The following is a 13,614-nucleotide window of genomic DNA, read 5'->3' on the forward strand; positions in this document are numbered from 1 at the left end:
GCTCGTCCCAGCATCGAACTTGCGACTTCACCCCCATCCGATCCCGTTGGGGCAATTTTCTACCCTTGGATTTTCTCGATTTTGACTACGGAGTCAGGCTCCTAGGACGTCCTTAGTCCTGTCTGATCCGCAACTGGCCCTCATAGTCCCGCTTGCCGATCGGCACGCCCCTCATCCGCAGGATGTCGTAGGCGGTGACGGCGTGGAAATGGAAGTTCGGCAGCGAGAAGGAGAGGATGAAGGTCTCGGAGGTGAAGCGGAGCCGCCGCGGCCCGATCTGGAGGTCCAGATCCTTGCCCGCCCAGCTGTTGACCTCCTCGGGGGTGAACGCCTCCAGCGCCGTGACCGCCTCGGCGATCATGGCCTGCAGTTCGACGAAGGGGATCGGTCCGACCAGGGCCGGCGGGCCGAACACGCCGCTCCTCACGGCCTCAAGGCCCCATACGGAATGGTGCGCCAAGGCTTCGATCTGGAAATGGAATGGCGCCATGTCCTCGAAAAGGCGCGCGTCGACGAAGTCGTCGGGGTCGGCGTGCGTTTCGGCGCAGTGCTTGGCGGCGCGGTCGAGGAAACCGGCCACGGCGCTCACCGTCTGCCGGAAGCTGGCCACGCTGAGGTCGTAGAATGAAATCGCCATGGGGGTTCCCCTGGGTTCAGGCCGCCTTGACCCTCATCTGGCCGAGGTAATTGCGCTTGCCGAGCGGCACGCCTTGCGTGCGCAGCAGGTCGTATGCCGTCGTGGCGTGGAAGTAGAAGTTCGGCAGCGAGAACGACAGGATGAAGCCCTCCGCCGTGAACGGGACCTTCCGCTCGCCGATCTGAAAGCTGACGTCCTTGCCGGCCCAGGCGTCGACCTCCTCGCGGGTGAAGGCCTGCAGCACCTCCTCGGTCTTGGCCATCATCGCTTGCAGGTCGGCGTAGGGCACGGGGCCGACCGCGGCCGGTGGCTGGAAGATGCCGCTTTTCACGCCTTCCAGCGCGCCGACCGAATGATGCGCCACCGAGCGGATCTGGAAGTGGAACGGCGCCATGTCGGCGTAGAGCTGCAGGCCGACGAAATCGTCGGGATCGGCGCCGGCGTCGCGGCAATGCTGCGCGCCCTTCTCCAGCACGCCGATGATCGCGCTCACCGTCTGCAGATAGCTGGCCACGGTCAGATCGTGGAGTGAGGTCGCCATGATCGGTCGCTCCGGGTCTTCAGTTCCCGGTGTTCTGCCATGCCGCCGGCGCGCCTGCGAGATCAGTTCAACTGGGAGGCTTCCAGCGCCGCCTCCGCCCGCACGCTGAGCGGCGCAAAGTGGCTGCGGTACTCGGTGGGCGTCATCTTGACGATGCGCTTGAAGAGATGCCGGAAGAAGGCGACGTCGTCGTAGCCCACGTCATAGCTGATCGCCTGCACCGGCTTGGCGTCGCGCTCCAGCATGGCTTTGGCCGCCTGGATGCGCAGCGCCTGGACGTAGCCGGCCGGCAGCTTGCCGGTGGCCGCCTTGAAGTGCCGCACGAAGGTCCGCTCGCCCAGGCCGGCGCGCTCGGCCAGCGCCTGGGTGGAGATGTCGGTGTGGAAGTTGGCCTGCAGGAAGGCCTCGACCTCGCGGATCCGATCGTCGCCGTGCGATTTGGAAATGGTCTGCATGGCGTAGCCGGTCTGATGGATGCGCGGCATGGGCAACAGCATCGACTTGGCGCATTTCACCGCCACCTCGTGGCCGCAGAGCTTCTCCACCAGATAGAGGCTGACGTCGATGGAGGCGAACACCCCGCCGGAACAGAGCACCCGGTTGTCCTCGGTGACGAACAGGTCCGGTCGCCAGTCGGCCCGCGGCCAGCGCGCGGCGAACTTGTCGGCCAGCGCCCAGTGGGTGGTGGCCATGCGCCCGTCGAGCAGGCCTGCCTCCGCCAGATAGGCCGCGCCCATGCACACGCCCACCACACGCGCGCCCTGCTCGTGCTGTCTGCGCAGCCAGGGAAGCAGCGCGCTGTTCTCCACGAAGGCCAGGTCGAGATCGAGCTTGGAGGTGGAGACGATGACCACGTCGGTGCGCTCGACGTCGCTCAAGGCCACATGCGGCGTCATGCCCAGGCCATAGATGCTGTGCACGGCGCCGCCGTCCAGCGAGGCGATCCGCACGCGGAAGGCGGGCTCGGCGGGACAGTCGTGCAGGTCGTTCCACAGCTTGCCGGCGAAGTGGAAGATCTCCACCGGCATGATCGCCGTGGAGGAGAAGCCCTCCTCCAGCAGCACCACGGTCACGTCGAGCATCGCTTGCCCCTCCGGCCTCGTGTCGTCATCCTACGCCGGGACGGCGTCAGGCCCGAGTCATCGGGTCGATCTTGGTCCCGACCTCGGTGATCTTGTTGGCGGGAAAGCCGCTGAGCTTGGAGTGCTCGTGGATCACGCTCTCGTCGTCGGCGATGTAGACGCACAGCGTCTGGTCCTCGGTGACGTAGGACTCCACCCACTGGATGCGCGGGGCGAGCTTGGCGAGCGCGGCGTTGGAGACCTCCGTGGCGCCGGCGTATTCGGCGGCGGTGAACTTGTGCACGCCGGGGATGTGACGCTCGATCAGGTATTTTTTCATCGCTCGGTCCTCTCTCGATCGCGAGGCTCCACCCTTGGGTAACGCCGTTACCGGCGATAGATAGCGATAGCGACATCGTTAGGGGGTGATGGCGTACAAACCCCCGCCCTAAGCGGAATCCGCGCCCGACCCCTTGCGGTTGCGGCTCCGGCGACGCACGTTCCGGGCTCCTAGGAATTCACGAGGACTAAATGCGCGAGATCTACACGAGCTGGCTGGACGACGAAGACGGCGACGACGAGGACAAGGGCCGCCAGCCCGACATGCCGCTGACCTCGGGCCCGGTGCAGAACGCGCTCTTCAAGTCGCGCACCGTGCTGGTGTTCGGCGAAATCGACATGCGCCTGGCCGAGCGGGTCACCGCCCAGATCACCGCCTATGCCGCCGAGAACGACAAGCCGATCCGGATCGTCATCAACTCCCCCGGCGGCCACGTGGAGAGCGGCGACACCATCCACGACATGATCCGCTTCTGCGGCGTGGACGTGAAGGTGATCGGCACCGGCTGGGTGGCCTCGGCCGGCGCGCACATCTTCCTGGGCGCCAAGAAGGAAAACCGCCTCTGCCTGCCCAACACCCGCTTCCTGCTCCACCAGCCGGCCGGCGGCATGCGCGGCCAGGCCAGCGACATCCAGATCGAGGCCGAGCAGATCATCAAGATGCGCGACCGCGTGAACCGGATGATCGCCAAGGAGACCGGCCAGACCTTCGAACGTATCGTCAAGGACACCCAGCGGAACTTCTGGATGAGCGCCGAGGAAGCCGTCGACTACGGTCTGGTCTCGCGGATCATCAACAACACCTCCGAGGTGTGAGCGGACAGCCCATAGGTCTGGTCGGGCTGGCGGTTTTTCCGCTGCTCGGTCTTTGGTGGGCGCTCGCGCCAAGCGCTGCGATCAATTTATATCGCAGCCTTGGCGACAGACAGCTTGAATGGCTGGAGCCCAGAGGAGTCCGGGCGATCGGGATGGCTATGCTGGCGGTCAGCGGAGCGGGGGCCGTCACGGCCCTCTTACTTTGGATTGGCCGATGACGCGGCCCTGGTGGAAGGGCGCTGTCCTCTACCATGTCTACGTCCGCAGCTTCTTCGACAGTGACGGCGACGGACATGGCGATCTGCCCGGCGTCGAGGCCAAGCTGGACTACGTCCAGAGCCTCGGCGTCGATGGAATATGGCTCTCGCCGATCCACCCTTCGCCGAACCGCGACTGGGGCTATGACATCGCCGATTACGAGGGCGTGCAGGGCGACTATGGCTCTGAGGCCGACTTCCAGCGCCTGCTGGACGCCGCCCACGCCCGCGGCCTGATGGTCGTCCTCGACGAGGTGCTGAGCCACACCTCGGATGTCCATACCTGGTTCGTGGAGAGCCTGACCGGCGGCGCGGACGGGCCCAAGGCCGACTGGTATGTCTGGGCCGATCCGCAGGAAGATGGGACCGCGCCCAACAACTGGCTTTCGGTGTTCGGCGGCCCGGCCTGGGCCTACCAGCCGGCGCGGCGGCAGCACTACCACCACAAATTCCTGCGCCAGCAGCCGAAGCTGAACTGGCGCAACGACGCCGCGCGAGAGGCGGCGCTCAGCGTCCTCGACCACTGGTTGATCAAGGGCGTTGACGGCTTCCGCCTCGACGTCGCGGGCACCTTCCTGCACGACGCCGGCCTGACGCCGAACCCGCCCGTGCCCATGGCCGAGCGGACCCGGTACGACTGGTCGCATGCCGGCAACCTGCAGCGGCACCTCTACGACTCCAACCTGCCGGAGAACATCGAGACCCTGGCGGTCATCCGCAAGCGCGTCGAAGCGCACGCCGGCAGGAATGGGGGCGACCGTTTCGTCTTCGGCGAGTTCTCGGAAGAGGAGGAGCGCTGCGGCGCCTATCTCTCGCCGACCGAGGGCCTGCACTCGGCCTACACCTTCGTCCTGCTGCTGGCCCGCAAGCTGACGCCGCAGTTCGTCAAGGATCACTACGGTACGCTGGCGGCCTATCCCGCCCACTGGCCGACCATCAGCTTCTCCAACCACGATGTCCCGCGCACCGTCAGCCGGTTCGGCGGCGAGGACGCCTCACCGGACCTGGCCAAGCTCATGTTCGCCCTGCTGCTCAGCCTGAAGGGCACCACCCTGATCTACCAGGGCGAGGAGTTGGGCCTGCCCCAGGCCAGCCTCCGCCGCGACCAGCTGCGCGATCCGGTGGGCGACCTCTACTGGCCCTACACCGGCGGCCGCGACGGCTGCCGCACGCCGATGCCCTGGGCGCCCGGCCCCAACCTGGGCTTCACCACCGGGACGCCCTGGCTGCCGGCGGCGGCCGAGCATGCCGGCCTGACCGTCCAGGCCCAGGAGGCGGATCCGGAGTCTGCGCTGGCTTTCGCCCGCGCCATGATCGATTTCCGCAAACATTCGGCGGCGATGAAGGCGGGCGAGCTCACCTTCCTGGATCTGCCTGACCCGGTCCTGGGCTTCGTGCGCCGCGAGGGCGGCGAGGCCATCGCCTGCCTGTTCAATATGAGCGCCGAGCCGCGCTTCGTGGATGCGCCGGAGCTGGCGGGCGCCGCGCTGCTGGAGGTCCGCGCGGGCGATGCGGAGCTGCGCGGCGGCTCCATCGGCCTGTCGGAATACGCCGCGGTGTTCCTGCGCCTACCCAACGGCCCCGACCCAGCCTAGAACCGCTTCATGGCCGACGACGCCGCCAAGACCGCACGCACCGAGGCGAAATTCGGCCAGGGCTTCCTGACCGACATCTGGTACTTCGCCGCGCTCTCCGGCGACCTCAAGTCAGGCAAGCTGGCGCGTTACGAACTGCTGGGCGAGCCGGTGCTGCTGGGCCGTTCGAGCGCCGGCGACCTCGTCGCCCTGCGCGATATCTGTCCCCACCGCGCCGCGCCGCTTTCGGCCGGGCGCTTCCACCGCGAGGACTCAGGCGTCGAGACGGTCGAGTGCCCCTATCACGGCTGGCGGTTCAAGGCCGACGGGGATTGCGCGGCCATTCCCTCCCTGGTCGCCGATCAGGCGATGGACGTCTCCCGCATCCGCGTGCGCCGCTATCCGGTCGCCGAGAGCCAGGGCCTCGTCTTCGTCTGGGTCTCCTCCGACCCGCGCGGCGCCGGCGAGCCGACCGAAGCGCCGCCGATCTTCCCCGGCGTGGTCGGTGGCGGGCCCAAGCTGGTCGACCGCATGGAGTTCGCCGCCCATATCGATCACGCGGTGGTCGGGCTGATGGACCCGGCGCATGGTCCCTACGTCCATCAGCAATGGTGGTGGCGCTCCAAGGCCAGCCAGCACGAGAAGGCCAAACGCTTCGAACCGCGCGACGCCGGCTTCGCCATGGTCCGCCACGAGCCGTCGAAGAACTCCCGCGCCTACGCCATCCTCGGCGGCGAGCCCCTGACCGAGATCACCTTCCGCATTCCCGGCATGCGCTGGGAGCATGTCGCGGTCGGCGAGCGCCAGGTGCTGTCGCTGACCTGCCTCACCCCGGTGAACGACAAGACCACCCGCATCACCCAGATCGTCTGGTCCGACCACCCGGCTTTCCTGTTCCTGCGGCCGTTCATCAAGGCGGGAGCCCGGGCGTTCCTGCGTCAGGACGGCGACATGGTGAACCTGCAGAACGAGGGGTTGAAGTACGACCCGAGCCTGCTCTGGATCGACGACGCCGACCGCCAGGCCAAGTGGTATCAGCAGCTGAAGCGCGAATGGTCTGCCAGCCGCCGCGAAGGCCGTCCCTTCGCCAACCCCGTCGAGCCGGTCACGCTGCGCTGGCGCAGCTAGGGCCACAAATCAAACACCTTGGCCCTGGAGCTTGATCGTTCGGGGGGCCTCAACGGGGGTTGAGGCTTGAGGAAACGACGCGGCGTCGCGGTCCTGGCGGCGTCTCTGCTCGCACACATGGGATTACTGGCGGCGTGGATGACCACGCGGCCCGAGCTGCGCATGGTCGAGCCGCCGACCATGGAAATCCAACTGATCCGGCCGCCGCCGCGGGAGGCCCCCAGGCCACGGACGCCTTCGCCGCCGCCGCGTAGCGAGGTCCCGCTTCACCTGCATGTGCCGGCCGGACAGCCGCCCGCCGAAGCCGCCGGTCTGGCCCCGCCATCCACCGCGTTCGCGGCGAAGCCGCTCGATCCGCGCCGGATGACCGATCAGGAGCTGACCGCCGGCCCGCGGCCTGACCTCGCCAAGATCTACGCCGACGAGGCGCGCCAGCCGCTCACCCGCAACGGCGTGCCGACGGATGGCTGCAAACCGAGCTGGGAGCACTCCGACCGCATCGCGCCGCCGTGTCCGATCCGCGAGGCGGGACCACTTCCGCGAGACCTGTCGGCCCAGCTTCCCAACCGCTCCGATATGGCGGCGGAAGCCGCCCACAAGAACGCCATGAAGACCTATCACGAGGCGCCCGGCGGCGCGGGTTACCCCGGCATCGCCTGCGCCATCCTGCACAGGTGCAAGCCTTGAGTCGGGCCATCCGGCTGGGCCTCAGGCCGCCGCCTTGGGCGCCTTGCCCGCCGCGTCCCCGACGAAGTCCACCTTGGTCCCGTTCTTCACCGCTAGGCTGAGCTGGCGGACGTCCCAGTTGGTCAGGCGCACGCAGCCGTGACTGGCGGCCTTGCCGACCATCCGCGGGTCCGGCGTGCCGTGGATGCCGTAGGTGTCCTTGGTCAGGTCGATCCAGGTGGATCCCACCGGATTGTTCGGCCCCGGCTGCACCGTCAGCTTTCCCTCGGACGCCTTGCCGAAGGTCAAGCGCGAGGGGTCGAAAGTGTAGGTCGGATTGGTCGCGACGGCGCGCACCGCCCAGTCGCCGCTGGGCGCCGGTCGCTCGGCCGAGCCCACGGTGGCCGGATAGACCGCCAGCAGCAGGTCCGCGGCGCCAAAGGCGCGCACCTGGCGCCGCGTCTTGTCGACCTCGATGCGGATCACCGGCATGGGCAGCTTCTCGGGACCGACGGCGGCCACCACGATCTTCGTCCCCGCCGAGCTGAAATCGGCGCCAGGATTGAGCGCCTTCAGAAGGCCCTCGTCCATATGGAACCGCTGGGCCAGCTCCTGGACCGGACTCGTGAAGCTGAGCGCCGGCAGCTTGGCCATCTCGGCCATGTCCTTGGGGATAGTCGGCAGGAATGGGCCTTTCACGTCGTCGGCGGTGATCGCGTAGTCGGTGAGCGCCGGGCGCGGGTCCTTGGCCAGCGCGGACCAGACCTTGTCGTTCATCTTGCCGTCGGCCGGCAGCTGGTTGGCGGTCTCGTAGGCGGCGATGGCGTTCTGCAGATTGCCGCCGTCCTGGCCGTCGATGACGCCGGGCGAGAAATGCGCGCGCGAAAGCAGGACCTCGGCGCGGATCAGCGCGTTGCGCCGGGCCTCCGGCGTGGCGCCCACCGTGCGCCAGTCCGCGGTCAGGATGGGCTGCGCGGTCACCGCGGTGGCGCCCGCGATGGGCGACATGTCGATCAGCGCCGGGTTCACGTCCGGCGCCACGGCCACCTGCACAGGAGCCTGAGCGGACGCATCGCCGATCGAAGTCGTCGCCATCGGCGTTCCGGCCGACGCTGGCGCGGCTGGCGCGGCTGGCGGCGGGGTGTTCTGGGCCGTGGACTTGGAATCCGAGCAGGCCGCGGCCAGCAAGAGCAGCGGGAGACCGGCGCAAAGCGCGGCCTGGGAAGACGTCATCGGGGACCTCGCGTCGCGCCGCGCGTTGTCAGGCGCGTGACCTTCAAGCCTTCAACCCCGCTGCGGTTCCTGGGCGGCTTGGCGCTGACTGCCGTGATCCTGGGGCTGGTGGTCCTGCGGGTGACCAGCTGCGCGCCGGTTTCGAAGCCGCATGCGACGGCCGCACGCCCGCCATCCGTGGCGCCGGCGCCGCGCGCTCCCGCGCCGCTCCCACCCCAGGCGCCGTCGGCCTGCAATGTCGGACCGGCGGACGCCGCACGGGCGAATGCAGGTTCGCTCAAGACCCTCGTCTGGGCGCCCTTCGGTCGCAGCGAGACCGGCTGGGCGACCTATGCGCCGCTGATTGCGCGCGAGATCCGCACGGCCTGCGCGCCGGACACGCCCGCCTTCGCCGCCGCACTTGCCGCCTGGACTGCCGGCCAGCGTCTACCCGCCGACGGGGTGATGACCCCCGTCATCTTCGTCCGGCTGAAGACCGTCATCCAGCTTCGGCGACCCTTCGTGCGGCTGAGCGGCCAGGGCGTCTGCCCCGACCCGCCGCCCGCGTCGGCGCTGAGCTGGGCGGCCCCGGCGGAAGGCTACGGCGGCAAGCTGGTCCAGCTGCGGCCCGGCGCCTTTGCCGCCTATCGCCAGATGGTCGCCGCGGCGCGGCGGGAAGACCCTCGGATCGCCGCCGATCCTCGGGCCCTTACGCTGTTTTCCGGCTTTCGCGACCCAGCCTCCGACGCCGGGCGCTGCGCCCGCGAGGGCAACTGCAACAACGTCCAGCGCGCGACCTGCTCGGCCCACCGCACCGGCCTAGCCATGGACCTCTACGTCGGCGAGGCGCCTGGCTTCCCGCCAGACTCCAGCGCAGACGCCAACCGCCTATATATTAGCCGCACGCCGACCTACCGCTGGCTGGTCGTCAACGCCGACCGCTTCGGCTTCGTCCCCTATCCTTTTGAGCCCTGGCACTGGGAGTGGACTGGCGAAGCGCCTTGAGGCCGGCGTTGGGGACCCTTAGGCTCGCGGCCCATGGCCAGCTTTCTCTCCGACGGCGTCCAGATCGCCTATGACGACATCACCCCGCCCGGCGGCGCGGACCGGACCATCGTCCTGATCCACGGCTTCGCCTCCAACCGCGTCGAGGGCTGGAAGCGCACTGGCTGGTACGCGGCCTTCGAGCGACGCCGCACGCGGGTGATCGCGCTCGACCAGCGCGGGCACGGGGAGAGCGCCAAGCTCTACGAGCCCCAGGCCTACGAGCGGGAGAGGCTGGCCGCCGACGTCCTCAACCTGATGGACGAGCTGGGCGTCGAGCGTGCCGACATGTTCGGCTACTCCATGGGCACGCGCACCGCCCTCGAACTGGCCGTCGCCCAACCCAGCCGCCTCACGCACCTGATCCTGGGCGGGGTCGGCGGCAAGCTCTTGGAAAAAGCCCCGGATGTGGCGGGCGAACCCATGGCCGACGCCATGCTGGCCGAGGACCCCTCGACCATCAGCCAGCCGATGCTGCGCTCCTTCCGCCAGTTCGCCGACGAACAGGGCGAGGACTTGAAGGCGCTGGCCGCCGTCACCCGGGTCCGCAACATGCCCTTCAATCACGATGCGCTTCGCGACATGCCCGTGCCGACGCTGGTGGTCGCCGGCGCCGGCGACGAGGGCGCCGGCGACCCGGAGGCCCTGGCGCGGATCTTCCCGCACGGACATGGCAAGACCATTCCGGGCTGCGACCACTTCTCGGCCATCCCCCACGCGCTGACCAAGGCTGCCGTGTTCGACTTCGTCGACGGCCTAATGGACGAGGACGAGTTTCCGCCGTTCGAATAGCTCGCGCCCACCAGCCCCCGATCGGGCCGTCCGGTCACACGTAGCTTCCCTGGGGTTCGCGGCGGCCTGCGAGGGGCTATTTCAGCGGCGGGAGACGAGACCGAACCGCGTACCTGTTCGGCTCCGGTTCGCCTCCCCGGGCGGCGATCGCGTCCAGCTTTCGTCGCCCACCCTGCATCCAGAGAGATCCGAGAGGGTCTTTTGGCGCCCTATTTGGCGGGTCCTAGGTTGTAGGCTCCACCCTTTTCCAGGGCCCTCGCATAGGCGGGCCTCGCCTGGAAGCGGTCCACCCAGCCCTTGATGTCGGGATAGGTCTCCATCTGCCCCATGGCGCGGGCGACCTCGCCCACGAAGCTCATCTGGATGTCGGCGGCGCTGAAATCGCCCATCAGCCAGTCGCGGCCCTTGAGCGAACCCTCCACATAACTCAGGTGGTTGGCCATCTCGCTCTGGATGCGCGGGTGCAGCGGCGCGCCGGCCTCGCCTAGCCGGCCGACATACATGTTGAGCATCAGCGGCAGCATGGCCGAGCCTTCGGAGTAGTGCAGCCACTCGCCGTATTTTTCGGCCGCCGCCTCGCCTGCCGGCGGGCCAAGCCTTCCGCCGCCATATTTGCGCTGGATGTAGTCCACGATCGCGCCGGACTCGGCGATGGTGGTGTCGCCGTCGGTGATCACCGGGCTCTTGCCCAGCGGATGCACTGCCTTCAGCTCCGGGGGCGCCAGCCGGGTCGCCGCATCGCGCTGGTAGTATTTGATCTCGTAGGGCGCGCCCAGTTCCTCCAGCAGCCACAGGATACGCTGCGAGCGCGAGTCGTTGAGGTGGTGGACGACGAGCATGGGCTTGGCCCTCCCTTTTTGTGGCGTGCAGCAAAGCCGTGCGGCGCGACGCATGGCAAGCATCGCTTATAGTCGGCGGCCAAGGAGTTCCGATGAGCCTGATCCTGCCCGACCTCCTCGACCTGTTGGACCGCGCCGGGCGCGAGGCCGAGGTGCTGGCGGCCGAACTGCAAGACGCTGTGGCCGAGCGGGTGCGTCCCGGCGGCCGGCTCGACCGCGCGGCGCTGGACGCCGAGCAGCATGCCGCCCACGGCCTGGCCTGGGCGGCGGCCTATGCGGAGACCCTGCGCCAGACCGCCCACTGGGCCCACGCGCTGGGCGAGGGGTTCGGCGAGGCCGAGGCCCTGCCGGCCCAGCTGCTGGCGCACGAATATCTGAGCCAGCTCTCCGGCGGCCTGCCGATGAACCAGGGCGAGATGTTCCGGCCCAGCGACCTCGGCGTCTCGGCGCATCGGCTGGAGCCCTTGATCGCGCAACTGCGGCCCGGCGCCTCGCAGGCCGTAAAGGCGCGGATCGTGGAACTGCTCGGCGAGGCGCGCGGGCGGCCGTCGCTGGAGGCCAGCGGGCTGGACGAAACCCTGGAGGCCATCCGCGACCAGTTTGCGGCCTTCGCCGCCGAGAAGATCGCGCCCTTCGCCCACCGCTGGCACGTGGCGGACGAGCTGATCCCGCTGCCGCTGATCGAGGAGATGGGCGCACTCGGCGTGTTCGGCCTGACCGCGCCGGAGGCCTGGGGCGGTTCGGGTCTCGGAAAGGTGGCCATGTGCGTGGTCACCGAGGCCCTGTCGCGCGGCTTCATCGGCGCGGGCTCGCTGGGCACCCGCTCGGAGATCGCGGCCGAGCTGCTGCTGGCGCACGGGACCGACGACCAGAAGACCCGCTTCCTGCCCGGCATCGTCTCCGGCGCGATCATTCCGACCGCGGTGTTCACCGAGCCGGAGGCGGGCTCGGACTTGGGCTCGCTCCGCACCCGGGCGGCGCGCGAGGGCGACGCCTGGCGGGTCACCGGCGCCAAGACCTGGATCACCCACGCCGCGCGCGCCGACCTGATGACGCTGCTGGTCCGCACCGACCCCAACTCGAGGGACCACCGGGGTCTGTCGATGTTCCTGACCGGTAAGCCGCGCGGGACCGCCGCCGAGCCGTTCCCGGCGCCAGGTATGAGCGGCGGCGAGATCGCGGTGATCGGCTACCGCGGCATGAAGGAATACGAGATCGCCTTCGACGGCTTCGAAGTCGCCCACGCCGACCTGCTGGGCGGCCAGGAGGGGCAGGGCTTCGCCCAGCTGATGGCAACGTTCGAGAGCGCCCGCATCCAGACGGCGGCCCGCGCCATCGGGGTGGGGCAGAACGCCCTCGACCTGGCGCTGGACTACGCGCTGGCGCGCCGCCAGTTCGGCGAGCCGCTGGCGGCCTTCCCCCGCGTGGCCAACAAGCTGGCCATGATGGCCGCAGAGCTGCTCGGCGCACGCCGCCTGGCCTGGTTCGCCGCCGCCGCCAAGGACCAGGGCCGTCGGTGCGACCTGGAGGCCGGCATGGCCAAGCTGGTCGCCGCGCGGATCGCCTGGGCGGCGGCGGACAACGCCGTGCAGATCCACGGCGGCGCGGGCTTCGCCGTCGAACAGCCGGTCAGCCGGGTGCTGGCCGACGCGCGCATCCTCAACATCTTCGAAGGCGCCGGCGAGATCCAGGCCCAGGTCATCGCGCGGCGGCTGCTGGATGGCGCCAACTGATCAAGCGCACAACGCCGACCCATCCCCGCGCAGGCGGGGGATCCATGCCTTGTCAGCCGGGCGTGAAGCCTGCCGCGATCAGTTCGATCTGGCGGTCCATCACCGCGGTCATCTCCGCGGCGGTCGCGCCCTTCCAGGCCGCCAGGCGGTAGGTCCAGACATAGGCCGCCAGCAGCAGGTCGACGATCTCCTGGGGGTCGACCTGGGGATCGACGTCGCCCTCCGCCACGCCCTTGGTCAGGCACTCGCGGACGATTTCATGCACGCGCGGCGTCTTGCCCATCGGCCTGGCGCTGGCCGGCAGGGTCCAGTCGAAGGTGGCGGCGATATGAGCCAGGAACAGACGCGTGTGGCGCGACTCGAAGGCGAAGTAGATCGCGAACATGGTCCGCAGCCGGTCCAGGGTCGATCCGCGCAGATGCGGCATCACCCGGTCGAGCTCGCCGTAGAGCCCGTCCAGGCGATCCTGCATCACCTGGCTGAGGATTTCGCCTTTGGAGTCGAAGGTGGTGAACACGCTGCCCACCGAAACGCCGGCGCGCCCGGCAATCCCGCGGATCGTCGTGCCTTCATAACCTTGATTGTCGAACAGCTCCTTCGCCGCGGCGAGGACGCGCGCGCGCGTCGCTTCCTTCTGGGTCTGCCGCGCCGTGGGAGGGCCGTCGTTCGCGTCGGCGGGCGGTGGCGCAAGGGCGCCACCGCCCGTACCGTCATCGGTCAGGGGCTCTGAAGGAACGGTCGTCATGCCAAGTCAGACGGCGCCGACGGCCTAGCTCCTCCGGGCGCCCGCCAGGAGAATGTGGATTTGCTCGCGCGAACGCTCCTGCAGGGCGTCCAGCGTCCAGCTCTGGAAGATCGCCTGATCGTAGTTGGCAAGGTAGGAGTCGAACAGCATCTGGGCGCGCAGCGGCGAAGCGGCGCCTTGGGTCAGTTCGCCGTTCTGCTCGCCGCGCTCCAATTGCGCCGAGATCAGGC

Annotated in this window: 14 protein-coding genes and 1 pseudogene; 7 read left to right on the forward strand and 8 right to left on the reverse strand. The window is 69.0% G+C overall.

Translation table 11 applies throughout. From position 1 onward, the window contains the following. Window positions 1–112: 112 nt before the first annotated feature. The 4 genes from E8A12_RS00090 to E8A12_RS00105 all read right to left on the reverse strand — a co-directional run bounded on the left by E8A12_RS00090 (window position 113) and on the right by E8A12_RS00105 (window position 2,579). Window positions 113–637: a DUF1993 domain-containing protein gene (locus E8A12_RS00090; protein WP_293365714.1), complete on the reverse strand. Its 525-nt coding sequence runs from the start codon at window positions 635–637 to the stop codon at window positions 113–115. 16 nt (window positions 638–653) lie between these two features. After that, window positions 654–1,178, reverse strand: a complete 525-nt coding sequence (locus E8A12_RS00095; RefSeq protein ID WP_293365715.1) for a DUF1993 domain-containing protein — start codon at window positions 1,176–1,178, stop codon at window positions 654–656. Window positions 1,179–1,240: 62 nt separating this feature from the next. Continuing rightward, window positions 1,241–2,260 carry a helix-turn-helix domain-containing protein gene (locus E8A12_RS00100; protein WP_293365716.1) on the reverse strand — a complete coding sequence of 340 codons (1,020 nt, stop codon included), beginning with the start codon at window positions 2,258–2,260 and terminating at the stop codon, window positions 1,241–1,243. A gap of 46 nt (window positions 2,261–2,306) precedes the next feature. After that, a complete protein-coding gene (locus E8A12_RS00105; RefSeq protein WP_293365717.1) occupies window positions 2,307–2,579 on the reverse strand; it encodes a DUF4242 domain-containing protein in 273 nt (90 codons plus the stop codon). Window positions 2,580–2,770: 191 nt separating this feature from the next. On the opposite strand from E8A12_RS00105, the gene E8A12_RS00110 reads away from it, so the two are divergent. The 4 genes from E8A12_RS00110 to E8A12_RS00125 all read left to right on the forward strand — a co-directional run bounded on the left by E8A12_RS00110 (window position 2,771) and on the right by E8A12_RS00125 (window position 7,040). Beyond that, on the forward strand, window positions 2,771–3,394 hold the full coding sequence (locus E8A12_RS00110; protein WP_293365718.1) for an ATP-dependent Clp protease proteolytic subunit: 624 nt from the start codon (window positions 2,771–2,773) through the stop codon (window positions 3,392–3,394). A 214-nt stretch (window positions 3,395–3,608) separates the two neighbouring features. Further along, the gene (locus E8A12_RS00115; protein ID WP_293365719.1) at window positions 3,609–5,246 is read left to right on the forward strand and encodes an alpha-amylase family glycosyl hydrolase; all 1,638 of its coding nucleotides are present in this window, start codon (window positions 3,609–3,611) and stop codon (window positions 5,244–5,246) included. A 9-nt stretch (window positions 5,247–5,255) separates the two neighbouring features. Continuing rightward, window positions 5,256–6,353, forward strand: coding sequence for an aromatic ring-hydroxylating dioxygenase subunit alpha (locus E8A12_RS00120; protein WP_293365720.1), 1,098 nt, complete (start codon window positions 5,256–5,258; stop codon window positions 6,351–6,353). A gap of 138 nt (window positions 6,354–6,491) precedes the next feature. After that, a complete protein-coding gene (locus E8A12_RS00125) occupies window positions 6,492–7,040 on the forward strand; it encodes a hypothetical protein (protein ID WP_293365721.1) in 549 nt (182 codons plus the stop codon). A gap of 21 nt (window positions 7,041–7,061) precedes the next feature. Here the strand turns inward: E8A12_RS00125 and E8A12_RS00130 are convergent, their stop codons facing one another. Then, window positions 7,062–8,252 (reverse strand): L,D-transpeptidase, encoded by a 1,191-nt coding sequence (locus E8A12_RS00130; RefSeq protein ID WP_293365722.1) that lies wholly within the window; start codon window positions 8,250–8,252, stop codon window positions 7,062–7,064. Window positions 8,253–8,288: 36 nt separating this feature from the next. Here E8A12_RS00130 and E8A12_RS00135 point away from each other — a divergent pair, with 36 nt between their 5' ends. After that, window positions 8,289–9,236 (forward strand): D-alanyl-D-alanine carboxypeptidase family protein, encoded by a 948-nt coding sequence (locus tag E8A12_RS00135; protein WP_293365723.1) that lies wholly within the window; start codon window positions 8,289–8,291, stop codon window positions 9,234–9,236. Window positions 9,237–9,269: 33 nt separating this feature from the next. Next, window positions 9,270–10,067 (forward strand): alpha/beta hydrolase, encoded by a 798-nt coding sequence (locus E8A12_RS00140; RefSeq protein WP_293365724.1) that lies wholly within the window; start codon window positions 9,270–9,272, stop codon window positions 10,065–10,067. A gap of 209 nt (window positions 10,068–10,276) precedes the next feature. Here E8A12_RS00140 and E8A12_RS00145 read toward each other — a convergent pair whose 3' ends face one another. Next, the gene (locus E8A12_RS00145) at window positions 10,277–10,906 is read right to left on the reverse strand and encodes a glutathione S-transferase (RefSeq protein ID WP_293365725.1); all 630 of its coding nucleotides are present in this window, start codon (window positions 10,904–10,906) and stop codon (window positions 10,277–10,279) included. A 92-nt stretch (window positions 10,907–10,998) separates the two neighbouring features. On the opposite strand from E8A12_RS00145, the gene E8A12_RS00150 reads away from it, so the two are divergent. Then, window positions 10,999–12,639 (forward strand): acyl-CoA dehydrogenase family protein, encoded by a 1,641-nt coding sequence (locus tag E8A12_RS00150; protein ID WP_293365726.1) that lies wholly within the window; start codon window positions 10,999–11,001, stop codon window positions 12,637–12,639. 52 nt (window positions 12,640–12,691) lie between these two features. On the opposite strand, the gene E8A12_RS00155 is transcribed toward E8A12_RS00150, so the two are convergent. Together E8A12_RS00155 and E8A12_RS00160 are read right to left on the reverse strand one after the other, a co-directional pair. Next, the gene (locus E8A12_RS00155) at window positions 12,692–13,384 is read right to left on the reverse strand and encodes a TetR/AcrR family transcriptional regulator (RefSeq protein ID WP_293365727.1); all 693 of its coding nucleotides are present in this window, start codon (window positions 13,382–13,384) and stop codon (window positions 12,692–12,694) included. A gap of 24 nt (window positions 13,385–13,408) precedes the next feature. Continuing rightward, window positions 13,409–13,614, reverse strand: a pseudogene (locus E8A12_RS00160) (TetR/AcrR family transcriptional regulator); the annotation flags it as partial.

This window comes from Phenylobacterium sp. (genome assembly GCF_004799395.1).
Taxonomy (GTDB): domain Bacteria; phylum Pseudomonadota; class Alphaproteobacteria; order Caulobacterales; family Caulobacteraceae; genus Phenylobacterium.